General features: G+C 39.8%; 24 protein-coding genes and 6 pseudogenes. 8 read left to right on the top strand and 22 right to left on the bottom strand.

Annotated features, from left to right (window positions below; translation table 11 throughout):
* Positions 1–4: 4 nt before the first annotated feature.
* The 7 genes and pseudogenes from AEX56_RS08885 to AEX56_RS02465 form a co-directional block, all read right to left on the bottom strand.
* Positions 5–229: a GNAT family N-acetyltransferase gene (locus AEX56_RS08885; protein WP_236682953.1), complete on the bottom strand. Its 225-nt coding sequence runs from the start codon at positions 227–229 to the stop codon at positions 5–7.
* Between the two features lie 25 nt (positions 230–254).
* A complete protein-coding gene (locus tag AEX56_RS08880) occupies positions 255–467 on the bottom strand; it encodes a GNAT family N-acetyltransferase (RefSeq protein ID WP_236682952.1) in 213 nt (70 codons plus the stop codon).
* Positions 460–947, bottom strand: a pseudogene (locus AEX56_RS02485) (DUF1697 domain-containing protein). Before AEX56_RS02485 ends, AEX56_RS08880 begins: the two are co-directional and overlap by 8 nt.
* Before the next feature lie 75 nt (positions 948–1,022).
* Positions 1,023–1,610: a GBS Bsp-like repeat-containing protein gene (locus AEX56_RS02480; RefSeq protein ID WP_049617762.1), complete on the bottom strand. Its 588-nt coding sequence runs from the start codon at positions 1,608–1,610 to the stop codon at positions 1,023–1,025.
* Between the two features lie 2 nt (positions 1,611–1,612).
* Positions 1,613–3,151, bottom strand: a complete 1,539-nt coding sequence (locus AEX56_RS02475; RefSeq protein WP_049617761.1) for a GBS Bsp-like repeat-containing protein — start codon at positions 3,149–3,151, stop codon at positions 1,613–1,615.
* Positions 3,152–3,343: 192 nt separating this feature from the next.
* Positions 3,344–3,808, bottom strand: coding sequence for an NUDIX hydrolase (locus tag AEX56_RS02470; protein WP_049617760.1), 465 nt, complete (start codon positions 3,806–3,808; stop codon positions 3,344–3,346).
* Positions 3,809–5,083, bottom strand: a complete 1,275-nt coding sequence (locus tag AEX56_RS02465) for a DUF2130 domain-containing protein (protein WP_049617759.1) — start codon at positions 5,081–5,083, stop codon at positions 3,809–3,811.
* Positions 5,084–5,204: 121 nt separating this feature from the next.
* Between AEX56_RS02465 and AEX56_RS02460 the strand changes: the two genes are divergently transcribed.
* Both AEX56_RS02460 and pepT read left to right on the top strand, forming a co-directional pair.
* Positions 5,205–6,020, top strand: a complete 816-nt coding sequence (locus AEX56_RS02460) for a Cof-type HAD-IIB family hydrolase (protein WP_049617758.1) — start codon at positions 5,205–5,207, stop codon at positions 6,018–6,020.
* 20 nt (positions 6,021–6,040) lie between these two features.
* Positions 6,041–7,103, top strand: a pseudogene (pepT, locus tag AEX56_RS02455) (peptidase T).
* Between the two features lie 476 nt (positions 7,104–7,579).
* Here the strand turns inward: pepT and AEX56_RS08875 are convergent.
* Positions 7,580–8,035: a hypothetical protein gene (locus tag AEX56_RS08875; protein WP_236682951.1), complete on the bottom strand. Its 456-nt coding sequence runs from the start codon at positions 8,033–8,035 to the stop codon at positions 7,580–7,582.
* A gap of 143 nt (positions 8,036–8,178) precedes the next feature.
* Here AEX56_RS08875 and AEX56_RS02445 point away from each other — a divergent pair, with 143 nt between their 5' ends.
* The 3 genes from AEX56_RS02445 (at position 8,179) to AEX56_RS02435 (ending at position 10,896) form a co-directional block, all read left to right on the top strand.
* Positions 8,179–8,496, top strand: a complete 318-nt coding sequence (locus AEX56_RS02445; protein WP_049617757.1) for a PadR family transcriptional regulator — start codon at positions 8,179–8,181, stop codon at positions 8,494–8,496.
* A complete protein-coding gene (locus AEX56_RS02440) occupies positions 8,493–9,611 on the top strand; it encodes a DUF3737 family protein (RefSeq protein WP_049617756.1) in 1,119 nt (372 codons plus the stop codon). Before AEX56_RS02445 ends, AEX56_RS02440 begins: the two co-directional genes overlap by 4 nt.
* A 94-nt stretch (positions 9,612–9,705) precedes the next feature.
* Positions 9,706–10,896 (top strand): cation diffusion facilitator family transporter, encoded by a 1,191-nt coding sequence (locus tag AEX56_RS02435; RefSeq protein ID WP_049617755.1) that lies wholly within the window; start codon positions 9,706–9,708, stop codon positions 10,894–10,896.
* A 219-nt stretch (positions 10,897–11,115) separates the two neighbouring features.
* On the opposite strand, the pseudogene AEX56_RS02430 reads toward AEX56_RS02435, so the two are convergent.
* From AEX56_RS02430 to AEX56_RS02400, 9 genes and pseudogenes are all read right to left on the bottom strand, one after another.
* Positions 11,116–12,261, bottom strand: a pseudogene (locus AEX56_RS02430) (mannitol-1-phosphate 5-dehydrogenase).
* A 27-nt stretch (positions 12,262–12,288) separates the two neighbouring features.
* Positions 12,289–12,645, bottom strand: coding sequence for a PTS sugar transporter subunit IIA (locus AEX56_RS02425; protein WP_236682950.1), 357 nt, complete (start codon positions 12,643–12,645; stop codon positions 12,289–12,291).
* Positions 12,646–12,695: 50 nt separating this feature from the next.
* Positions 12,696–14,427, bottom strand: a pseudogene (locus AEX56_RS02420) (PTS sugar transporter subunit IIA).
* 143 nt (positions 14,428–14,570) lie between these two features.
* The gene (locus tag AEX56_RS09355) at positions 14,571–15,176 is read right to left on the bottom strand and encodes a hypothetical protein (protein ID WP_240788822.1); all 606 of its coding nucleotides are present in this window, start codon (positions 15,174–15,176) and stop codon (positions 14,571–14,573) included.
* Positions 15,085–15,423 (bottom strand): hypothetical protein, encoded by a 339-nt coding sequence (locus AEX56_RS09350; RefSeq protein WP_240788823.1) that lies wholly within the window; start codon positions 15,421–15,423, stop codon positions 15,085–15,087. The genes AEX56_RS09355 and AEX56_RS09350 overlap by 92 nt, the downstream gene beginning before the upstream one ends.
* A 3-nt stretch (positions 15,424–15,426) precedes the next feature.
* On the bottom strand, positions 15,427–16,332 hold the full coding sequence (locus AEX56_RS09345) for a PTS transporter subunit EIIC (protein ID WP_240788824.1): 906 nt from the start codon (positions 16,330–16,332) through the stop codon (positions 15,427–15,429).
* Positions 16,333–16,483: 151 nt separating this feature from the next.
* The gene (locus AEX56_RS02410; protein ID WP_049617753.1) at positions 16,484–17,329 is read right to left on the bottom strand and encodes an amino acid ABC transporter substrate-binding protein; all 846 of its coding nucleotides are present in this window, start codon (positions 17,327–17,329) and stop codon (positions 16,484–16,486) included.
* Positions 17,330–17,353: 24 nt separating this feature from the next.
* A complete protein-coding gene (locus tag AEX56_RS02405; RefSeq protein WP_049617752.1) occupies positions 17,354–17,986 on the bottom strand; it encodes an amino acid ABC transporter ATP-binding protein in 633 nt (210 codons plus the stop codon).
* 9 nt (positions 17,987–17,995) lie between these two features.
* On the bottom strand, positions 17,996–18,637 hold the full coding sequence (locus tag AEX56_RS02400; RefSeq protein WP_049618234.1) for an amino acid ABC transporter permease: 642 nt from the start codon (positions 18,635–18,637) through the stop codon (positions 17,996–17,998).
* A 453-nt stretch (positions 18,638–19,090) separates the two neighbouring features.
* On the opposite strand from AEX56_RS02400, the gene AEX56_RS08385 reads away from it, so the two are divergent.
* The gene (locus AEX56_RS08385) at positions 19,091–19,273 is read left to right on the top strand and encodes a hypothetical protein (RefSeq protein ID WP_152907864.1); all 183 of its coding nucleotides are present in this window, start codon (positions 19,091–19,093) and stop codon (positions 19,271–19,273) included.
* Between the two features lie 75 nt (positions 19,274–19,348).
* Here AEX56_RS08385 and AEX56_RS02390 read toward each other — a convergent pair.
* From AEX56_RS02390 to AEX56_RS02380, 3 genes and pseudogenes are all read right to left on the bottom strand, one after another.
* Positions 19,349–20,033 (bottom strand): annotated as a pseudogene (locus AEX56_RS02390) (YjjG family noncanonical pyrimidine nucleotidase).
* Positions 20,034–20,115: 82 nt separating this feature from the next.
* A complete protein-coding gene (locus AEX56_RS02385; RefSeq protein WP_049617750.1) occupies positions 20,116–20,616 on the bottom strand; it encodes a YkgJ family cysteine cluster protein in 501 nt (166 codons plus the stop codon).
* A gap of 138 nt (positions 20,617–20,754) precedes the next feature.
* Positions 20,755–21,153 carry a PaaI family thioesterase gene (locus AEX56_RS02380; RefSeq protein WP_049617749.1) on the bottom strand — a complete coding sequence of 133 codons (399 nt, stop codon included), beginning with the start codon at positions 21,151–21,153 and terminating at the stop codon, positions 20,755–20,757.
* A 440-nt stretch (positions 21,154–21,593) separates the two neighbouring features.
* On the opposite strand from AEX56_RS02380, the gene AEX56_RS02375 reads away from it, so the two are divergent.
* Together AEX56_RS02375 and AEX56_RS02370 are read left to right on the top strand one after the other, a co-directional pair.
* Positions 21,594–21,965 (top strand): thioesterase family protein, encoded by a 372-nt coding sequence (locus tag AEX56_RS02375; protein WP_049617748.1) that lies wholly within the window; start codon positions 21,594–21,596, stop codon positions 21,963–21,965.
* 176 nt (positions 21,966–22,141) lie between these two features.
* Positions 22,142–23,626, top strand: coding sequence for a DUF1846 domain-containing protein (locus tag AEX56_RS02370; RefSeq protein ID WP_049617747.1), 1,485 nt, complete (start codon positions 22,142–22,144; stop codon positions 23,624–23,626).
* Between the two features lie 158 nt (positions 23,627–23,784).
* On the opposite strand, the gene AEX56_RS09190 is transcribed toward AEX56_RS02370, so the two are convergent.
* On the bottom strand, positions 23,785–24,060 hold the full coding sequence (locus AEX56_RS09190) for an alpha/beta hydrolase (RefSeq protein ID WP_053093900.1): 276 nt from the start codon (positions 24,058–24,060) through the stop codon (positions 23,785–23,787).
* A 22-nt stretch (positions 24,061–24,082) separates the two neighbouring features.
* A pseudogene (locus AEX56_RS09185) lies at positions 24,083–24,301 on the bottom strand (alpha/beta hydrolase); the annotation flags it as partial.
* Positions 24,302–24,367: the final 66 nt, after the last annotated feature.

Here is a 24,367-nt window from a genome sequence, read left to right as displayed (position 1 = left end):
GTTTTTAATCATTTCCTTTTGTTAAATTCACTTTTCTTTTAAAATCATAACTTGCCTTCTCAAAACCTAGTTTTTCGTAAAAAAGATGAGCTCCTACTCTCGCTTCGTGGAGACCACTATTTAACGCCAAGGCAGAACAACCTCTAGCTTGCGCTATCTGTTCCACATGATTTATTAACAAACTAGCCACACCTTTTCTACGATAATGCTTTGATGTAGCTAATGCCAATATCCGAATGTAGGTTCCATCTGCCTCAAAAAAAATACATCTTAGCATAACCGATAAATCCTATAATTTCCTCTCCCTGACAAGCTACCAATAAGGCATAATCAGGATTTGCTAAGACTGTTCTCAATTGATTTTCTAGGCTCTCCTGATGAGTCTCGTATCCCAAATCCTGAAAAAGAGGCAACAACTGGTCTACATCGGCTTCTTGAAAGTGGCGGATGATTATACTTTTATCCATTATTTCGTTTCTCCAATATTTCTCGTATTTTCGTATAGGTATTACCATTTCGAATCGTTAATTGTTTGTAAAAAGGCTGCTTGATGAGTAGTTTGTGATAGCTAGTTTGAAGATAAGAACTTTCCTGATATTTCCCCCAGAAGATAGCGTATTTTCCAAAGAAAATTTTTTCATCTTGTAAAGGAAAACTTGATAGTGCTTGACGCACTTCATCCATATCTAAGCCTTTTGTTAAGAAAAGTACATCACGCCGTGCTATCTCATCTTCCCACCAATCTGGAAACAAGTCCTTAGAAACCATTTCTTCTGTCAACAGAGTAAAGAGAATAGGAAAGTTATATTCCTGTTCAAATAATGTTTCTAACTCCTCTACGATATGCACAATCTCCTCTTCACTTTCAAACAGAATATTGCCACTATTGATGTAAGTCACAACCTTTTAAAGCCTAACCTAGAAAACTGTTCCCTTAAAACAGCCATACTGACTTTATTTTTTCCGCCTACATTGATTCCACGAAGAAAACAAATATAATCCATATTTCACCTCTAAATCAACTAATTAATAGCAATATATCGGCGAAGCCCACTGTAACTCTTATAGGCAATCCACGTTTTACCTTCCACTATCAGGACTTTGTCATAGCGGATTCTTTCGCCCTTTGTAAAGATAAATTCTACTTTTGCAGCTAAACTAGCCTGATTACGCACTGCTACTTCTTTTTGGAAAGTATATTGACCTTGAGCAGCTAATGTACGAGTATCTGCTATTGGTTGAGAAACTGTGGTTTGACTAGCTGCTAGCCCTACTGTTTTGCCACTAGTTTCGACATAGTAGAGATGGGCATTATATCGATCGCGATCTCCTTTGTGATCACTAATTTTAACGCTGACCTTGTAACTACCTTCTGCTTGTTGACTGGCTCTGTACCACTTTAAACCATCTTGATTGGACTTACTAGACCAAACAGGCATCTGAACTTCCTTGATACTATTTGGTGAAGATACATTGGCTACAATAATATCAAAATCACCATTGTCATGATGATTGAAGGACAATTGACCACTAACTTTTGCAGGAGTTGCTTCTGACTCAGAAACTTGAACAGTCGTTGTTGCTGCACCTATAACTTTTCCATTTTCCAATTCTAGGAATTATCTGCTTGTTTAGTTGCCGTGTACCATTTCAAATCATCTTGACCATTGGCATCAGACCAAACTGGTACCCTTACTTGAGAAATTTTTTCAGAACCGCTGATATTGGTCGCAATTAAATCAAAGCCTTCGTTGCTCAGGTTTGCAACTGATAATTGTCCCGTCGGAGCTACTTTGTCTGGCATTAGTTTTTCTTCAGAAATGGTGTAAGTTGTAGCTCTAATACCGATTTGCTTTCCAGAATGTTCAAGGTAATAGAGGTGAACATTATACGGACCTTTTTCTCCCTTGTGATCTGCTAATTTAACTGCTACTTTGTAGGTGCCATCTGACTGTTTGATACCATTATACCATTTGAGATCATCTTGCTTGTTTTGGCTAGTCCACACCGGAACTTTGACTTCTTTGATACCATTTGCATCTGAAACATTTGAAACAATGATGTTGAAATCACCATTTTCCTCTTGCTCAATAGATAAGGTCCCAGTTGCTTTTGTAGTTGAATCTATAGACCTTTGTTGCGCTATAGGGATAAAACGTCTTGTTCCACTATAACTAACGTAGGAAATCCATTGGTGATTGTCCGCTGACAAGACTTGGTCGTAACGAATTCTCTCACCTTTTTGGAAAGTAAATTGAGTTTTTGCCACTATATTTGCAGCATTTTTTACCTCCACTTCCTTATCAAAGGTATAAATGCCTTGCGCAGGAATCTTGATTGGTGACTCATTTTTTTGAATTATCTTTGGCCTAGTTAGCGTCGTCTTAGCACTCGTAATACCTGCTAATTTCCCATCCTTTTCCTGATAGTAGAGATGGACATTGTATCCTCCTAGCTCGTTTTTATGTCGCTTACTTTCAACCGAGAGAGTATAGCTACCATCTGCTTGTTTGTTTGCTGTATACCATATCAAATCGTCTTGTTGGTTATTTGTTGTCCAAACTGGAATCTTTACTGTAGCAATTCCCTTAGCATCCACAAGGTCGGTGACTCGAATGTCAAATCCTTTTTCAGTTTGATCTTGGATGGTTAAGGTGCCTGATATTTTAGGAAGGAGAGGAGTCTCTTCACTTTCTTTCCTGACTTCTGAGGCTTCTTCAGCAGATGTTTCTGCTTTTGCTACTCTTTCACCGATGTTGGTAATCGTTTCAGTTGAAGTATCTGTGTCTACTGCTGCATCCATGGTTTCATTTTCAGGAGAACCTGTTTCTACAGTTTTTTCTGTCTCGGCTGGTTGTGTAGAGGTCTCGGTTGCTTCAACTTCCTCAAAATGAGTAATCTTTTCAGCATCAAATAGGTCAGAAGAAGTATCCGTCATAACTTCGGCTACTTGTGGATGCCTTACCGCACCTAGTGTCAACTCACTTGTCTCAGTGACCACTCTTTTTCCTGAGGTTCCTACTATCTCATCAGCACTGACAGATTGGGCTCCCATAAAAAGTAAAGAAGCAATCATGACAGAAGTTGCTCCTACACCATATTTACGAATAGAGAAGCGTTGTGTCTGCTGACTAAATATATTCTTTTTCATCTTCGTTTCCTCTTTCCTTTTATCTGCTGTGAGAATAATACATTTTCTAAAGACTCCAACATAAAACGCAGTATTTTTACTGTTCTTGCAGCCTAACTTTGAAGTGCCTTATCGCTCCTCATCTGATTTATTCGTAAAAAGAATTGGAAAATAAAAAATACTGAAAAATTTTCAGTATTTTAGATAGATGTTTTATCGTTCCAATGGCGGGGGCTCTGCAAAGAAATCAGCTATCATGTCACGATGACGCTGACTGAGTTGAAGATCTGCTATTTCTTCTTGCGTAAAAAAGCCTAACTCTAAAGTTTCTTCATTTTTAAATTGAGTCAAATCACCAATTTCTTCAGCTTGGACCACATAAATAGTCGTGATATTTTGCAAGCGGTCACCATTAGGATAAGAATCTTCGTACATAGTATAGATATTTTGGAGGGAAATAGGCTCTACATGAAGTCCTGTCTCTTCTAAAAATTCCCGTTTACAAGCCTGAACAGCTGATTCGCCAAGTTCTATAGCTCCACCCGGAAGGTTCCAAATCTTCTTATCCGCTCGTTTTTGCAGTAAAATCTTGCCATCATGGTACAAAATACCGCCGGCAAAATTAATCATAATCTTGTCGTGGCCAACCTTACTGCGGATGTAAGAAATATAATCCATTTATTCCCCTTTCAATTCCTCAAACTTGGCTTTCATGGTGGAGTTATTGCGAGTGAGTTTTTTTACGGAAACGTCGTCCAGTTTGTTATTAGCAAGGCGGAGTTGATTTTCACTGGTTGTGAGGAATCGTTTGACTTCTTCCATTCGTTTGATGGATTTATCAATTTCATCAATGGCTTTTTTAAAATTGGTACTAGCAGATGTATAATTCTTGGCAAAAGCTGTTTTAAAGATTTCTAGGTCTTCTTCAAAATGGGTAATGTCAATATTCTGCTCTCGTATCAATGCCAATTCGCGCTTGTATTGAAGAGAATTGAGCGCAGCGTTTCGCAAGAGACCGATTAGCTGAATGAAAAATTGGGGACGGATGACGTACATTTTTTCATATTCGTGGCTGACATCAACAATCCCCGTATTGTAGTAGTCATTCTCCGACTCGAGCATGGTCACCAGCACGGCATATTCACATTTTTTCTCGCGTCGGTCCTTGTCCAATTCCTTGAAGAAATCCGCATTTTTATGCTTGGTTTTAGTGGTGTCAGCTTCATTTTTCATTTCAAACATGATGGAAATAAATTCGACACCCGCTTCGTCTGCTTCACGGAAAATAAAATCTCCCTTGGAGCCACTGCTAGAGACTTGATTATCTTTGCCAAAGGTTGCTCGTGGAAAGGCATAGCTACGAACCTTGTTGAATTCTGTCTCCGCGTAGATTTCCAGACTTTCCCCGATAGCTTTGGTCGATTGCTGCGCTTTGAAGTTCTTATAAAATTCCACCTGCTCATTAGCAGCTTTCAACTGAACTTCATAGTCACTGCGAACCGAATTAAGCGCCAACTCAGACTCTTTTTCTTGTAAAAGGAGCTGATTTTTAACTTGGTCACGTTCTTTTTCAATGGAGGTTAAACTGCGTTGCAATTCATTTTCGTGCTCCAAACGCAACTTGTCCAGTTGGCTTTGTAGAACCTGCAATTCCTTGTCTTTCTGGCTTAGTTGCTCTGCCATGGACTGCTGGGTATCTTTCACTACCAACTCTTTTTGCGTTTCAAACTGGTCAATTTGTGCTTTCAGTTCTTGAATTTGACTATCTTTTTGACTGAGTGCCACTTGTTGTTGGTTCTGTGCTTTTGCCTCAACCAGTGCCAATTCTTGATTGAGACGTGCGTGGATTTCATGTTCAAACTCTACTGTGCGAACCTGCGCCAGTAGCTCACTGTATTCTGTTTCATTGACTTGAAAAGCCGTCCCACAATGGGGACATTTGATTTGATTCATAGCGTTTCCTTTTTCTAGATTCCTGATTTCATTATAGCATATTGATGGAAAATCCTTTCGAAAAGTGCAAGCATATACCATTTGTGCTATACTAAACGTAGTGAATTTTGGGAGGTAAAAAATGATCAAGCTTTTAGCTCTTGACATGGATGGAACGCTCTTAAATGATCGAAAAGAGCTGACAAAAACACAGGTTGATACCATCCATCAAGCTGTCGATGCTGGTGTCAAATTAGTGCTTTGTACCGGTCGGATTTTAAATGGTATCAAGCCTTATTTTGAACAATTAGGTCTCGATGCAGAAAATGAATACGTCATCGTTAATAATGGTTGCTCCACGCACCAAACTAGCGATTGGTCTTTGGTGGGCTGGGAAGAATTATCCATTGATGATGTCGCGAGCCTCTTACCATTCAAGGAAAATAATGGCATGCAGCTAACTCTTTTTGACGAAGAAAACTACTACGTGGTAGACGAGGAAGCTAACGATTTTGTTCGCGCAGATACTGAGCTGGTATTTGTAGAGCCTGTTACCCTATCTTCAAAAGAAATCATCAATAGTGACAAGCATTACTTTCAAGCCATGTTTGTTGGTAGTTTAGAGGAAACGAATGCATTCCAAAACCGCTACGATGTAGAATTGAGCCAACGTTTTAACACCGTGCGTTCGCAACCAATCATCTACGAAATCTTGCCCAAAGGTGTTAGCAAGGCTTCCGCGTTGCAAAAGTTGGCAGAGAAATTAGGTATTGAACCTAGCGAAATTATGGCTGTTGGCGATGCTGACAACGACATCGAAATGTTGCAGTTTGCTGGATTACCCATCGCTATGGAAAATGCTAGCGATCACGTTAAGTCATTCGCCAAAGATGTGACAGCAAGCAATAATCATGATGGAGTGGCAAAAGCCATTCAAAAATGGATTTTAAATCAATAAGGTAGAAAGAGGAAATACAGATGAAATACCCTACACTTCTAGATCGTTTCTTGGTCTACGTAAAGGAAAATACGCGCTCTGATGAGAATTCTACGACAACGCCGAGCACACAAAATCAAGTTGAATTTGCTCAGAATATCTTACTCCCTGAGATGAAACGCATTGGCTTACAAGATGTGCATTATTTGCCAATTTGAACTCAACAGCAAGGATTTTCCTCAACTCAATAACTATCATGGACAAACCCTGATTACGACGGATGGGACTACACTTTTGGGCGCTGACGACAAATCTGGTATCGCAGAAATCATGACAGCTATCGAACACTTGGTCTCAAATCCTGATATCAAACACTGTGAAATCCGTGTCGGCTTTGGCCCTGATGAAGAAATCGGTGTTGGTGCTGACAAATTTGATGTGGAAGATTTTGACGTTGATTTCGCTTATACCGTCGATGGCGGACCACTTGGTGAACTCCAGTACGAGACCTTCAGCGCTGCTGGTGCCAAAATTGACTTTATGGGGCGTAATGTGCACCCAGGTTCTGCCAAAGACCAGATGATCAATGCTTTCCAATTGGCCGTTGATTTCCATAATGCTCTTCCAGAGGCGGATCGTCCTGAGAAAACAGACGGATATCAAGGTTTCTTCCATCTCATGGATATGGCAGGTAACGTGGATCAAGCCTCTTCATCTTATATTATTCGTGATTTTGAAGAAGAAGATTTCAAAGCCCGTAAACAAGTCATGCTGGATATTGCCGATAAAATGAATGTCTCCTACGATACTCCACATGTCATCGTCCATCTTCATGACCAATATTACAATATGAAGAAAGTCATCGAAAAAGATATGACGCCAATCAATATTGCTAAGGAAGTTATGGAAAATCTTGACATTCAGCCAATCATCGAGCCAATTCGTGGTGGTACGGACCGTTCTAAAATTTCATTCATGGGCATTCCGACACCAAACCTCTTTGCTGGTGGCGAAAACATGCACGGACGTTTTGAATTCGTTAGCCTCCAAACCATGGAAAAAGCTGTCGACGTCATTATCGGTATCGTTGGTTCTCAGAAATAATAGAAAAAATAAACACTCGCTCCACTTGGAACGAGTGTTTTTAGATACTAAACATGAGAATCAGTAAGGTTATGACGATTAAACTGGCTAAAATGCAGAGAGAGTTGATGTTGGCAGGCTGAGATGAACGACTGCCCAGCTTAAAGGCGTAAACAGGTGCCACAACTGAAATAGGAGAACAGAGACAAAGCACTAACATCTGTCGCATAATGAGTGGCAAAGGAAGGAAAATAGACTAAAACCGATAAAAAAATTGACATCCCCAATCGGATTCCCAACAAAGCAAACAGAGATTTAATCTCAGAACGGTCCAATTTGAAATCGACCATTATGCCTAGCATCAGCATGCCCAACAATATTGGTCACAGATAAGATTTGATCTGGAATTCTTATCTGAAAAACGGCTAATGCAAACGTCAACAAGTAAATAGCAAAAGGAACGGACGAAAATAAATTCCTCAAAACTATCGTAAATGTCAGTGGTTTTTTTGACGATTGAGGCTGGCTGCCAAAGTATAGTTCCCCCCCAAGACCATGAAGGCATTACCTGTATCAAACAAAAGTACGGTTGCTAAATAGGAAGCAGGGAAAAATGCCTGCACAAATGGTAGAGAAAAAGTACCAATATTGTAGCCTGACAGCTGCAACAAACTCACGCCTTTATCTACTGCTCCTTGCTTACGTCCCCGAAAATAGCCCATCGCATCCATGATCAAATTAGCTACAAATCCTAAAATTAGAGGAACCAAAAGCACCGCACTTAGTTGTATATAGGATGCTGACGCGAGGAGAGCGCAAGGTAGGGTCACATTCATAACGATGGTAGAAAAAATTCCTGCATCTTCTCTTTTGACCACTCTTCTTATTTTTAGAAAGTAACCTAGTCCAATAATAGCAAGGAAGCCTAAGGCTTTCATTAATATATGCGACATTTTCTCTCCTCTCTTACCTGCCATATTATATCATCTTTGCAGATTTTTCAAAAATATATAAAATTTTTATATATAAGCACTTGACATTCTAACTCAATGGGTATAAAATTTATATATAAAAGTTTTATATATAGGAGGACACTATGTATTATCCAGTTTCCTCGATTTTGATTGAATCCCTGATTTTGTCTATCCTTGATAGGCAGGATTCCTATGGATATGAGATTAGCCATACGGTCAAGCTTGTTGCGGATATTAAGGAATCTACCCTCTATCCTATTCTTAAAAAGTTAGAAAAAGGTGGCTATGTGATCACCTATTCACAGGAATATCAAGGTCGAAAACGCAAATATTATCAAGTAACGGATGTGGGACGTGTACATCTAGCATTCATTAAAGACGAATGGATTTGCTACAAAGACACTATTGACGGCATTATAGAAGGGAGCCTCCGCAAATGACGCGCACTAAATATCTTCATCAATTAGAACAACTACTCTTTTCACTTCAGGACAATGAAAAACAAGATGTTCTGGACTATTTCGCTGAGTATTTCGAAGAAACGAATGATGATCAAGAAGCTATTGAACAGCTGGGATCCCCAGAAAAGGCAGCAAAGGAAATTCTCCACAATCTCAAGACTAAACAAGATGACACGACTGATAATGCAGATAAACAGAGCTATTTTTCTAGGGAGGAAGAGTCTAACAAAAGAATGGACGATGATAGCCGTCAACACTTTGACAAAGATACATTCAAGAAAAATTTTAAAGAGGAATTCAAAAAGAACTTCACAGAGAATTTCAAGGCTCATTTCAAGGAAACTTTCCTATCGGATTTTTTGAAAAACTTTAAATTTACTAGCTACACTGATGATACAATTGAAAAGGGCCCAATTGCGTTAGAGCCATTTCATAGACTCAAGATTGATGTGGAGGATAGCAATGTCGCTATCAAATCCACCCATCAAGAAACGCCATACTTGACCTATAAAGTATTTAAAGACATGCCTGAAACTCCATTCTATTTCACATTGGAAGACGACCTTCTGACATTGGAAAACATTGATGTTGATATTGCCCAAGTCACTCTGTTTGTTCCAAAAGATAGTAGACTTGAGCAAATGGATGTGCGTGCCGGGGATGCTAATCTTCATATGGAAGGTTTATCCATCTCTAAAGTCAGCATTGACGCAGATGATAGCAATCTGACTATCAAACAATCAGTACTTTGTAATGCAACTATTGAGCTACAAGACTGTAACTGGACTATGAAGAACATCACACTTTCTGATACTGCTATCGAGCTTGAAGACTGCAATCTAACAGCAAATCACTGTCAATTTTCCAATCTTGTAGACTTAGACATTCAAGATAGTAACCTTGTCCTAAAAGAAAGCAATCTTGAAAGCTTAAATTGGGATGTGGAGATAGAAGACGGATTTCTTTATCTTCCCGAACAACTACAAATGTTCGTAGAACGAACAGGAGAGGGACTCCACCTCAAAAAGTTGCAAGAAAATCCAATTGGAACAGTGAAAATCATCGGACAAGATTGTATTGTGACAATTAAATAAAAAGAGCCCGCGGGCTCTTTTTTGCTCGCTCTATTTTTTGAAAATCTGCCTCACTTTTGATAAAATAAGTGGATAATAAAGAGGAGATGGAACCATGCAGCAACAAGTTTATAATTTAAAATTAGCAGAGCGAGGAGCTATTTTGTCTATCACAGCTTATGTGGTCTTATCTGCTATCAAGCTAGCTGCAGGGTCTTATTTTCACTCAGATGCACTAACAGCAGATGCCTTCAATAATATTTCCGATATCATTGGCAATATCGCGGTCCTTTTAGGATTGAGAATGGCACAAAAACCTGCAGATACCAATCATAAATTCGGTCATTGGAAAATGGAGGATTTAGCTAGTCTCATCACCTCTTTCATTATGTTTGGTGTTGGGATGCAAGTTCTCTTTTCCACTATTCAAAAACTCATTAGCAACGAGACGATTGAAGTTGATCAATTAGGGGCTATCGTGGGAATTTTTTCCGCTGTCGTCATGCTTCTCGTCTACACCTACAATAAAGCGCTAGCCAAAAAAGTAAACTCTAAGGCGCTAGATGCTGCTGCTAAAGATAATCTATCCGATGCAGTGACCTCTATTGGAACCTCAATCGCTGTCTTTGGAGCAGCACTGGGACTGCCCATCCTTGATAAATTGGCAGCCATTGTCATTACCTTCTTCATCCTTAAAACTGCCTACGAGATTTTCATGGAAAGTTTCTTTACCCTTTCTGATGGTTTTGATGAAGAATTGCTCCACAAATACGAAGCAGATATCCTTGAAATACCTAAGATTGTCTCCGTCATTTCCCAACGTGGACGTACCTATGGAGCGAATATTTATCTGGACATCGTCCTCGAAATGAATCCCGACTTGTCCGTCTATGAGAGCCATGAAATCACGGAACATGTGGAAGAGTTGCTTAAACTCAAACATGGCGTATTTGATGTAGATATCCATGTAGAACCTTCTGCTGTCCCTCATGATGAGATGTACGAGCGTGTCTATGACAAACTCTACCGCTTTGAAGCACACATCCAAGCCCATGATCTTGGTTACGAGGACTTACTAGAGGAGAATTATCTCTTGATTGATGCCGAGGGACGCTATCTCAATAAAGCAGAGACTCTCCTAGAACACGAAGAACAATCAACCTATCTTAAAAACTATCAAATGATATCCATCAGCCAAAAATCAAAACTAATCACTTTCGAAATTGGTAATTACGTCCATACATCACTCTGGCGTCGTCGTGAAAATTGGAAGGTTGTTTTCCATCAAATCTCAAAAAGACCATAGAAAAAGAAAGTGGGACAAAAATCAGATAATCGTCATAAAATGACGATTTCGATGTTATCTCCACTTTCTTATTTTTAGATGTTCGATCTAAAAAAGTCTATGCTAGACCTTTTTACCTCCACCTCCGCATGTTGATTAGAATTTTCAATCAACCACTGCGTCGAACGACTATTACCCAAAAACTAAACAAGAGACAGGGCTTTTCCTGCCTCTTGTTTTTTATGCTGCTTCTATAGCATCGATAATCTCGTCAATCAATTCTTGGTCTTTCAATCCTGTCACTGTACGGACCACTTCATCAAGTAGTTTTTCAGCCAACAGTTTTTGCAATTCTACTGATTGCTCATCAGTTTCGTCCTTATAACTAAAGACATAGCCAACTGTTTGGAGGAGGTATTGATAGGATAAATCTCGTTCTTTCAACTCACGGATTGGGCGGATAAAGCGCTCGTCGAAGCCAAGTTTACGGATTGGTGTACGTGCCACACGCGTTACTTCGTCCACAATAAATGGATTTTCAAAACGGCTGATAATGACTTTATGATAGTCTTCTAAGACTTTTTCATCAAACTCCCATTTGGCAACTAAAAGACTACGGATTTAAGCCAAAACAACTTCAACATTGTTTTTTACGGTGACATTTTGCAGAGCTTCTAGAATAGTTTTTACTCCATAGTAAGCGCCCGTATAAACGGATGTTGCGTGACCAGAATTGACGGAGAAGAGTTTCCATTCAATAAAGGGTTCTAAGCTTTCTTCATAGTGTACTTTTTCTAGTTTCAAAGATGGATTTTTCATGCGAGAGGTTTCCACTACCCACTCACTAAATGGTTCTACCACAACAAAGAGGGGATCTTCATGACTTTGAGCTGGCACGATGCGATCTACCGCTGCATTTGGGAAACCAACGTATTCTTCTGCAAAAGCAAGACCTTCTTCAGACAAGTGTTTCTTGACTTCCTCATAGAGATATTCTGAACCACCAATCATGTTTCCACAAGCCAAAACATCAATTGGCTGTGTATTCCCAACAGCTTGACGCGCTTCAATCCCTTGTGCAATCAAACCTGCAATAAATGGCAAGATAGTTGGACCGATAGCTGTTGTGATGATATCTGCTTCCGCAACCGCCGCCACTACTTGATCAGGATTTTTAGCGTTGTTAATGCCACGAACACCTGAAACACCAATATGACGCTGACCATCTTCAGCAATTTCAATCTCATAGCTTCCACGTTCATTGAGTGCATCTATGATTTTCTCATTGACATCAACAAAGGTGATTTCAAAATCATTTTCAAATAAAATTTCACCAATAAAACCACGACCAATATTTCCCGCACCAAAATGCACTGCTTTTTTCATGAATAATTCCTCCTTTGACTAGTCCTATTAGGCTACACTGTCCAACAAGGCAATAATTTCTTCTTCTGACTGTGCGTCAGCTAATTTAACAACATTATCGACATCTGCACAGAAGATAGAAATTTTTTGAATAATTTCTAAATGCTCATCACCGAGTCCTGCAATTCCAAAGAGAACAGTGGCCACATGTGGATTTTCTTCTGTACCAAAGTTAACTCCTGCTGGCACCTGTACAATGGTGATACCAGATGATAAGACTTCTTTTTTGGCAGCGTCAGTTCCATGTGGAATAGCGATGAAATTGCCCATATAAACAGACAATTCATTGTTGCGCTCAATCATAGCCTCCACGTATGCTTCATTGACATAGCCTGCTTCTACCAACTGACGCCCACAGTAGCGAATGGCTTCTTCTTTAGTCGCAAAGCTCTGATTTAATCGGTAAAAATGGTATTGAGCAAGTGATAGAGAATGTCACGATTCCCCGTTCGATAAATCTCTGTGTAGAGCTTATTTTCAATGATGGACTGGCTGATAGCCGTCATCAATTCCCGTACTTCGTCTTTTTCATCTAATCCTGTCAACATGACTAAAATCCGCTGCACATCTTCTACCTGATGATTCATGGAAAGGGCTGGGACGCTTTGTCCCAATTCTACCACCGAAAACCGACTTTCTTTTATCTTGCTAGACTGGGTATGAAGCAGAACCAAATTGGTATGTGGAATGGCTAGTGGGCTCACTTGGAAGCGCGCTAGCAATTTTTCTGTCAGATAGGATTTGTCGGAAACAACATTTATTTGCTCAACTATTTGGGCAACAGTTGATTCAAAGTCAGTAGGATTGTCCAAAATCAAGAGATCAAAATGACTAAGCAGATGACTAGAAGCACTCAGATAAGCCTGCAAATCATAGCTAGAAGTCGGCGGAAGCTCTTCTCGAATAAAAATAGTCCGATTTTCTTGAATACCTTGAAGTGTATGTTGCAAGTCTAGTATTTCCTGAGTATTGGGGAAGGTAGAAATCAGATGAATCTGTGGATTTGCAAGTGGCTTGGTCGATAAACAATAATCGTATTGTTTTAATTGCAGATTTGTCAAGTGCGTCGTACTCTGCACATCAATCCATTCCACAAATGGAGCGATATTTTTGATTTTCGATACCAACACACTGGTTGTGATAGGCCACATTATGAGTCGCGCTTTCGGGAAAGAGAATCGGAACTGCTAGACTCAATCGAATGTGGTTAAACAAGAACTTAAAGAGCAGTTTATACTTGAAAAAATCGATTTTCGTAAAACGGGCCACCGTATCAATCATCTGTGAGATACTATAGTAAAATTCGCTGTCAAATTTCTCGCGGAACAGAGGCACTTCCCGCCGTTTCAAGACGACCTCATCGACGATATTGGCAAAATAAATGATTTCTTGAATATTATAGAATCGTTTGGTTTTCTTAGCCAACTCCGCAAACATTTTCTGCGAAAAATCCAAGGCTCCCTTTGATACATTGATAGGTGCTAGTAACCCGCCTCGATTATCAGCCAAACCAAGCAAGATAATCAAAAATTCTTTTAGTTTACTGTCAGTGTCGCCTAGAATATCTTGATGAGCTTCAAAGATAGAACGAGCTAGATGAATCACCGTAGACTCTAAAATCCCAAACTGAGCATACTCGTCAGACCAAAATTCCTGAATCGCTATGCTATTTGCCAAAAGAATGGCTAAAAAGAGACGTTTTGCGGCGAGACTTCCTGTAATAGAATAACCACGTTGTCGTGACAAAACTAGGTCGAAATCCTTCAGCCTTTTCTCAATGATTGCCACGTCCTGAATAACAGTCACGTTGGATACCAAGAATCGTTCCTTCACTTGTTCATTAGTCACAGCCTCTTCCTCGGTCAACAACTCATAAGTCAAAAGAGTCTGACGCTGACTTGGGGTGTATTCCTCTGTTGCCTGAAAATCGGACAAAATATCCAGCTGTCCGGATAAAAAATACTTCTTTCCCTCTTTTTTGATGAAAATTCCCTTCGCAGACAAGGACGTCGTCAAATCAACCGTCCGCGAGGAAACTTGCAGAATACCTGCCATCTCCTTCAAGGAAAGCTTCCCTACTTGGAGGAAAGCTTCTAATAATTGTTCTTCACGTTTTGTTAATAGTATAACCCTATTATACTAGATTTTTAGGAAATACACTTATTTTCCTGTAACTAGTTGACTGTAAGCTGGGGTTGTTACCAAGCTATCCACTACAAGAATTTGTGCTTCTGGAGCTAGATTGCGTACTTGTGCTTCTTGATCTTTTGTCACAACAAGCAAGCTATCTGATGTATTGTATTGGCTTGTGACAAGCTAACATAAACAAGAGTGGAAACGGACAAGTTGATACCCTTATTTTTCAAGATGGCTTTAAAGGTTTCTTTCCCCATTGTTGCAGAGCCTTCTGTCTTATCAAATGGGAAGACAACTTGTGTTACACCATTTAAACTGATTGGTTTTTCACTGGAGACTGAGGGAACTGCTGCGACGCTTTTTGGTGCTTCATGCAGCAATTGAGCGACGATTTCATCGTATTTTGTAGATGTCAAGAAATTCTCTACAGATACATGAATAGCACGTGGAGTGCGTTGCTTAGCGCGTGGTGTCAACTCTTCTTGCATCACAATCAATGTATGATCTGTATCTTCAAGATTTGAAATCGCTTTGTTTGTAACGGGTAATGATAGACCAGCTTTTTTAACCTTGTCACGAAGAAGCGAAGCGCCCATAGCAGAGCTACCCATACCAGCATCACATGCAAAGATGATTTGTTTAACAGAGTCAGTTGAGATTTCTTCTGAAACTACAGCGTCTACTACTTGACCTTTTGCTTGAGCTTTCGCAGCTTTTGTAGCAGCTTGTGCTTTTGCCAAATCGGCTTCTGTTGATTTTATCTGCTTTCAAAATAACAGCAGCCACAAGGAAAGATACTACTGCTGCAATCAATACACCGAGTAAAACGTTCAAATGAGGCCATACACCTTTAGGTGCCATCAACATAATCGCAATAATAGAACCCGGTGAAGCAGGTGATTTCAAACCAGCATTGAGCAACTCAAATGTAAGAGTTCCTGAAACACCACCAGCGATGGCTGCTAGGAACATGAGAGGTTTCATCATGACTTATGGGAAGTAAATTTCGTGAATACCACCAAAGAAGTGGATAATCATAGCACCCCAAGATGAAGATTTTGCAGAACCTTTACCAAACATAGCATAGGCAAGCAAGATACCAAGACCGGGACCAGAGTTAGCTTCAAGTAAGAAGAAAACGGACTGTCCAAATTTAGCTACTTGTTCCGTACCTAGTGGTGTGAAGATTCCATGATTAAGAGCATTATTCAAGAAGAGAACTTTAGCCGGTTCAATCAGAATGCTTGCTAATGGCAATAAGTGAACATTAACAATAGCTTGAACTCCCTGACCAATCATCTCAGTCAAATAAGCCACTACTGGACCAACACCCGCGTAAGCAATCAGCATCAATGCAAATGCAATTAAACCTGCTGAAAAGTCATTCACTAACATTTCAAAGCCAGATTTGATTTTTGGCTGAACAGCTTCATCAAATTTTTTGATACACCATGCACCCAGCGGTCCCATAATCATGGCACCAATAATCATGGTCACATTTGGTTTACCATTTGCAAGAATATCAGTATATTGTTCCACAAATTCTGTAGCTGATAATTTAGCAGGATCTAAGCCGCTAATTAAAGATTGAGTCATGAGACCACCTTGTGTGCCTGCAATGGCACCAAAGGTTGCGGTTGCAATGGCCCCCACGACTCCACCACGATGGTCATAAACATTTTTACCACCAGTAAACCCAATTAAAGTTGGAATTAAATATACCAACATTGGCGACACTATAAGAGCAAACGCTGCATTTGGCAAATAGCCATCTGGGATAAAGAGGGCTGTCAACACACCCCAAGCAATCAATGCTGGAATGTTAGGCATCACCATATTAGATAATGTAGTACCGAGTTTTTGTACCCGAACTTTCAAAGAAGAACCCTTTTCCATTTCTTCTCCTCCTAAATTTGAGATATACGGTCGAAACCGCATTCATTTTTTCATAAGTCTATTCTATCTTAAATAGATGTGCAATCAAACTCAAACTTTGTCACAAAATTTGTGACAAAAAAACCAACACCGATAAGTGCTGGTAGATTTCTTATTTTTTAATATCACTTGCTGCGACGTCTTCTCCGAACCATTTATCAGAAATTTTCTGGAATTCCCCTGTCGCATATAATTCCTTGAAGGCTTTATTGATGTTTTCAATAAGAGTCTTGTCTGCTTTACGTGCTCCAACCGCAAGAGCTTCACTAGCATACCCTGCCACAATAATATTGTAGTCATTGATGATGACTTCTTGTTGCAAATAATAATTTGCATAGACACGGTCAATCAAAAGACCATCGATACGATCATTTTGCAAATCAATCAGGGCTTCGTTGAAGGTTGAATACTGTGTTGCTTCATTGTCCTTGACCAAATCTTTCAGCACTTCCGCTTGTGATTCAAAGGCAGCGTAACCAGACGAGCCTGCTTGAGCTCCCAAGATTTTGTCCTTCATATCTGCTGCTTTCATAATCTTAGATGACTTCTTGGTCACTAAAACTTGCTCATTTGCCATATAATTATCCGTGAAGAGAACTTTCTCACGGCGCTCATCTGTTGCAGTATAGCCGTTCCATATGAGATCGATATTGCCATTGTTAAGCTCTGTCTCTTTCAAGTCCCAATCAATTGGCTGCCATTCAACTTCAATGTCATATTTATCAAAAACGGCAGTTGCTAAGTCAATATCAAAGCCGACATTGTCGCCATTTTTATCTTCAAATCCCATCGGCACAAAAGTATTGTCAAATCCGATGGTAATCTTCTTATCAGTCTCATAAGTGGACCAATTGTCCTCTTTTGTAGATGCTCCGCCCTTTCCACCAGAACTACAAGCTGCGAGCGTCAAGCAAGTTACTAAAGCAGTTCCTGCTAGGAAAAATTGTTTCAATCTCATACTGTTTCCTCCAATATCAATCTATCAGTGTTTGGGCTCGATTTTGATAATTTGATCAGCAATATTTTCCGCAAATTGCATATCGTGAGTCACAACGATTTGAGTGATTCCCGTTTCACGATTCTTCAAAATCAACTGTTCCACTTCTTTACGCAACTCCGGATCTAATGCTGAAGTTGGTTCGTCGTAACCGATGATTTCAGGATCAATCATCATAGCACGAGCCAATGCCACACGCTGCTTTTGCCCACCTGATAAGGAAAAAGGATATGCATGAGCATGATTAGCAAGTCCCAACTTCTCCAATAATCCGGCAGCTTTTTTCTCCGCTGCTTCCTTGGTCATTCCCATAGTTTTGATAGGTGACAAGGTCAAATTTTCTAAGACAGACAAATGAGGAAATAATTGGAAGTCCTGAAATACAAAGCCTAATAAATTACGTTTTTCCAGCTCATCAATCGACATGCTTTCTCCGTTATATAGAAGCTCCCCTGCGTCAATAGTCTCCAGACCTGCCAAAATGCGCAAAAGTGTCGTTTTCCCTCCACCAGATTGTCCTACTATAGCAATAATTTGACCCTCAGGAATCAGTAAGTGGTAATTAGAGAAAATCTGTTTGTTGCCAAATGTTTTGGATAAATTTCTAACTTCTAACATGATTTCCTCCTATTTATAGTAATTGTATTTTTTCTCGATTTGCTTGGAAGCCAAAGTGGCTACACCAATCATGATCAAGTAAATAGCACCAGCAATAAACATAGGAGCCAAGCTAGCATCCCGATTGGCTGCGGTCTTACTTGCCTGCAAGAGATCCCCCACACCCAAAATGTAAACCAAGGAAGTATCCTTAACCAATGTCACCACTTCATTGAAAACACTTGGTAGAACCACTTTAATAACCTGTGGCAAAATAATATAGCGAATAGTTTGTAGCTGACTTAACTTGAGTACCTTAGCAGCTTCGTATTGACCAGCGGGAATTGCCTCAATTCCTCCACGGAAAATCTCTGAAAAATAAGCTGCATAATTAAGCGTGAAGGCAATAATCACGGCAGGCATTCGGTCAAAGGTCACTCCCACCGTCGGCAACACATAATAAACAAAAATCAGCTGTAAGAGCAGGGGGGTTCCACGCATAATCAGAATATAGAAATGGAGAAGCCAGCGTAAAGGCGCGAATTTAATTTGCATCAAAAAACTGACAACAGCCCCTAAAGGCAAGGACAAAATTAGTACTACACAGAAAACTTGGAGGGAAACAATAGCCCCATCTAGCAACCGTGGTAGTACTTGAAAAATATAATCCATACTCTCCACCTCAAATAGATATTTAAAGAACATTATAACACATTTTAGTGCATTTTCAAACAAATGATGAATATTTTGACAACGATTCTGGTGGTTCTTTTTAACGTCTTTTTCCTCTTGAATCATTTATTATTTTTTACAATAAATTCCTTTTCTTTTTTGAAAAAAGTATTATACTAGTTAGTATAAACAACCACTGATTAGTGATTAAGAAAGGATGATGTAACTTGATTAAAAAAGAACATAAAAAATTAATAATAGATATTGGTCTTGGACTTGTCCTGTCAATTGTCATGCCTTTGACCGCTCTATTGTCCACTTGGGAAGCTTTCTTGCAAGGTTTTGTCGTCGCTTTCGTAGCAGGTTATACTGTAGTAGAGATGACACCTGTCTTACGATGGTCTGATCAGTGGTCTGCTCCTATCTCTGGTAATCCGTTATATTGTCAAAAATATGATCATTGCCCTCATCACGGGGCTCTTCACCGGTGGGATCTCCGTCTTTGTTGAGCATGGCTTTGCAGCCTTCTCAGGATTCTTCTTCAACTATCCTAAGATGGTCGTCGTGGTATTTTTGACCTTCTCCATCTGGCCTCCAATCTTAGTCAATTGGGTCAATAAACATACGGAAAGCTAAAAAACAGCCCTTTGGCTGTTTTTTATTGCTTTATCCCTCAAATGATAACGAAGACTACTCTCATTGACATGACTGTCAAATCTCTGCTATGTTTTCTTTCAAGATTTCTATTAATTCTTGATAACTAGAACAAATATAAGTCGGCTGGGCATCTGTGGTATTTCTTATATGGTGAGGAAGACAGTATCTATACCCGCTTCATTGCCACCTTTTATATCTGCAGCCAGTGAGTCTCCAACCATTAAAGCCTGATGCGCTGAAAAATTAGTAATCTTCCTTGCAAGGCTATCAAAGAAATCCTTATTAGGCTTATGGCATCCAAGCTCGTCCGAAATAAAAATTTGCTCGAAATAATCTCCAATTCCAGACTGAGTAAGCCGACCTTTTTGAATAAAAGTCACACCGTTTGTTGCCGCAAAAAGACGATATTCCTGTTCTTTTAAACGTTCAAGAAGTTCACGCGCGCCATCAAAAACATGCGCCTGTTGGCTTAAAAAATATTGGTAGCGATCTGCCAGGTAAGAACCATCCACCGTCACACCAAAATGGTAAAACGCGTGCGAATCAACTCTGACTTGGTAATTTTCCCTGCTGTCAAATCATCCCATAATGCCTTATTCATAGGAACATAATAGGATTTGTAGGTATCAATATCTTCAACGCCTGCCTCTTCTAGGAGCCGTGTGAGCGCTACTTCCTCATCCGCAGCAAAATCTAATAAAGTATAGTCTAGCTCGAATAGTAGAAATTTGTAAGGCAATGTCGTAAGGTTCCTTTCTAGGGAGACAAGAATTCTAAAGGGAGCAAAATAGTAACTAACTAGTTCTCTAGAGAATATCTACCTACCCAATACGCTTTCTCAATCGCTCCACAAACTCATAGGCTGCGGGACAGATCAGAGTATTTTTCAGGGTAAGATGATTGATTTGAGTAAATTTTTTTCTGTCAGTGTGGGGAAAAGCGGCGCAGGCTTTGGGACGAACATCATAAATGCTACAGAGATTGTCTCCGCCAAGGAAGGGACAAGGCATGGATTTGAAAACCTTGTCTCCGTCTTCGTCCACGCGCAAGTAGGTTGTCTCAAAAGTGGACAGTTTCATACGGAAAAGCTTGGAAATCTTTGCGATATCTGTTTCTGTCAAATCTGGGCCTAAATCCTTACAACAATTAGCACATTCTGTGCAATCAATCTCTTGAAATACTTCCTGATGAAGCTCTTTGACAATTTTGTCCAAATCCTTTGGGGCTTTCTTTTTCAAATCTGCCAAAAATTTACGGTGCTCCTTTTGCTTTTGCAGGGCTAGCAGGGCTAATTGATAGTATTTTTCAATATCGATAGTCATAATCTCTCACTTCATACATACTTCTATAAGACTAGTATATCAAAAAATTACCTTAAAATTTTCCAAACTACTTCAAAAAAACAGGTTTCCCTGTTTTCTTCTATCGTTCGGTGTACTTTTGTTCCATAGCAGAGCTACTTAGTTGAACTTCATCTCCTCTGTACGCTTACCCGTTACAAACATAGTAAAGGTAGCTTGGACGACATGATCTCCGTTTTGGTTGATGATATGAACTTCTACCACCTTCGTCGTGCGACCATTATGGACACAAGTCCCTTCAATGCTAAAAGAATCTCCCAAATGCCCCGCTTTGAGATAATTAATGCTGGATTGCAGCGTTACTGCTTCAACACCTGTCGAAACACTAACTAGCCCAGCAATTTGGTCACAAAGCGTGAAGAGATAGCCTCCGTGAGCGTTGCTATAATAATTAAGCGATCCCTCAACCACTTCTGTTGTCACGATAACATGACCTTCTTCCATTTTTTCGATTTCATAGTTTTCAAACACACGAATTTCATGTAAACTGCGTTCCATAGTGTCCTCCTCATCAAGATATAAGGGCTTCAAAAAATGTCTGAGGATGATCAGGCTGCTATGAGCTCCTGATTTCATAGACAGACCATCTATTTTCTTCATTTGTAGCCCGAGTTCCATTCAAAACAGTTACCATTATAACATAAGTGAGGAAAATTTCTGTGAATTTCTTCTTACAACGTAGATTTAATGCTGGAAGGCTATCATCTCCCCTAACATAGCCATTGCTGGTAGAGTAAGCGAAAACTGCGTGGCTTTTCCAAAATTTCCATAGTTCTAGAGGTTATTTTGAGATAGACACCTGAATAGCTAACAAATCTGCTTTTATAGGACTTTCCTTTCATCTATATTTGATACATCACTATGGACAACAACAGTTTTTTTGAGACTGAAAACGCTTAAAATGATATACTTAAGCCAACAATTATCTGGAAGAAATTATGGCAATTTACACAAAAGTTTTTGAAACAAAAGCTGAGCACTCGGCTCATGCTGTTGGATCTGGAAATCTCAATGTTCTATCAACGCCTATGCTAACAGCTTTTATTGAGAATGCTGCTTTTACATTCGCCCAAGAGAATTTAGACGATAGCAAAACGACCGTCGGGTCTGAAATTGCTCTGCAACATCTAGTGCCTTCTTCTATCGGCCAAGACGTGACTGTTGCCATCATCGCGCTTAAAGAGGAAGGTCACAAATATGATTTTCGCCTGGAAGCCTTTTGTGGGGGCGCTTTAATTGCCAAGGGCGTCCATACCCGTGTCCGCGTCAACAAAGACAGCTTTATGGAAAAATTACGTGAGTCATTGTAAGACAAGAGGTTGGGACAAAAGTCCCTCCTCTTTTTTATTTTGGAGACAAAATGACATTTCTCTGAAATGACCGATTTTTATCCCACTCTTTTCTTTTAACGGGTAATTCTTTTCCTTCTAAATAGTTTCTGTTATAATAGGGCAATAAAATTTGGAAAGGTGCTCTTGCCTTAGTTATGAAAAAACAAGCTTTTGACTCAGAAAAATACCTCAATTTGCAACGCGACCATATTTTGGAACGAATTAACCAATTTGAAGGAAAATTATATCTTGAATTTGGCGGAAAGATGTTGGAAGATTTCCATGCTGCCCGTGTCTTACCGGGGTATGAACCTGACAATAAAATCAAACTCTTACAAGAGTTGAAAGAGCAAGTCGAGATTGTCATCGCTATCAATGCTAACAATATTGAACATTCAAAAGCCCGTGGCGATTTAGGTATTTCTTATGACCAAGAAGTTTTCCGTCTCATTGATAAGTTCAAAGATTTGGATATTTTTGTAGGATCTGTTGTCATCACTCGGTATACAGGTCAAGCTGCGGCAGATGCTTTTCGTCATGAATTAACCAAAAATGGCATTGCCTCTTATCTTCACTACCCTATTAAAGGCTATCCAACAGCTATTAATCATATTATTTCACCTGAAGGTATGGGGAAAAATGATTATATCAAAACTAGCCGTAACCTGATTGTCGTGACAGCTCCTGGACCTGGATCAGGTAAGTTGGCGACTTGTATGTCCAACATGTATCACGACCAAATCAATAGCATCAAATCTGGTTACGCTAAATTTGAAACTTTCCCCGTCTGGAATTTGCCACTCCATCACCCTGTCAACTTAGCTTACGAAGCAGCTACTGCTGACCTTGATGATGTGAACATGATTGACCCATTCCATCTGGAAACTTATGGAAAAACGACCGTCAACTACAACCGTGACATCGAAATTTTCCCCGTTCTCAAACGCATGCTAGAAGGTATCCTTGGTACTTCTCCACATGCCTCTCCGACTGATATGGGCGTCAATATGGTCGGATTCTCCATTGTAGACAATGATGCAGCTATCGAAGCTTCCAAGCAAGAAATTATTCGCCGTTACTATCAAACGTTGGTAGATTATAAAGCTGAGAAAGTCACTAATACAGCTGTTCAGAAGATTGAACTTCTCATGAACGACTTGGGTATTTCACCAGAAGATCGTCGTGTGACCATTGCCGCGCGCCAAAAAGCAGAAATGACTGGCAACCCAGCACTCGCCATGGAATTACCAAATGGAGCTATCGTAACTGGTAAAACATCTGAACTTTTCGGACCATCTGCAGCAGTCATTATCAATGCCATCAAGAACTTAGCGGGTATTACAAAAGAGATACTCCTCATCGAGCCACAATATGTGACGCCTATTCAAGACCTGAAAATTAGTCACCTTGGTAGTAAAAATCCACGACTTCATTCCAATGAAATCCTCATTGCACTAGCCATTACTGCTATGAACAATGAAGAAGCCAACTTGGCCATGAATCAATTGGAAAAACTCAAAGGCAGTGAACTTCATTCCACTGTAACCCTTCCAGAAGAAGATAAAAATGTCTTCCGTAAACTCGGCATCAATATCACATTTGATCCCGTCTATGAACAAGATAAACTTTATCGTAAATAATACAAAAGAAGCTGGGACAAAAGTCCTAGCTTCTTTTGTATTTCATTTTAATGACAAGATGCAGGGGTTGAGTAGACTGTTTTAGGTCAGTACCTGCAAATGAAAAAGTACTGAAAAATCAAATTTTTATAAAATGACCGATTTATGTCCCGCTCTCTTTAGTTTGCTTCGATGAAATTTAGAATGGCCTTTATAGTCTGATCATGCTGCTCTTGTGAGGAAATAATAGCTTTACCATCCCCATTTTGTGGACCATAGTGACCAAAACCTGCATGGTTGCCGCCTGAAATCACTACTTCTTCATAGTCGGTTGGCAGTAAAGCATGACCTGCTTGTACTTTTTCACGATTCAAGACCTTATTCTGGTCACCATATATAGAGAGAATCTTTAACTTTGTTTTACTTAAATCTTCAACAGAATAGGCAGCTAACATGACCAAGCCTCTATAATCCTCACTATTTTCTGCCTAAATAGGAAGCTGCCATGGCACCTCCCATAGAATGCCCAGCTAGATACCACTCATCGTAGGTATAATTCTCCAAAATCTGATTCGCTTTATCAGCACCCAAGATTGCCAAATGAAATGGCATCTTGACCAGAAAAGTATCCACTCCCTGCTCTGCTATTTCCTTGAGAAGTGACGCATAGGCAAGTTCATCCACTTTAGCACCCGGGTAAAAATCAAGGCTTTCTTCCTTTCAGGTCCATCAAAGGCAAAGCCAAAATCCTTTATCTCAACT

Origin of the sequence: Streptococcus sp. X13SY08, from assembly GCF_001182825.2 — a bacterium.
GTDB lineage: Bacteria > Bacillota > Bacilli > Lactobacillales > Streptococcaceae > Streptococcus.
Note: the sequence above shows the minus strand (reverse complement) of the source record. Positions and strands in the feature narration are given on the sequence as shown.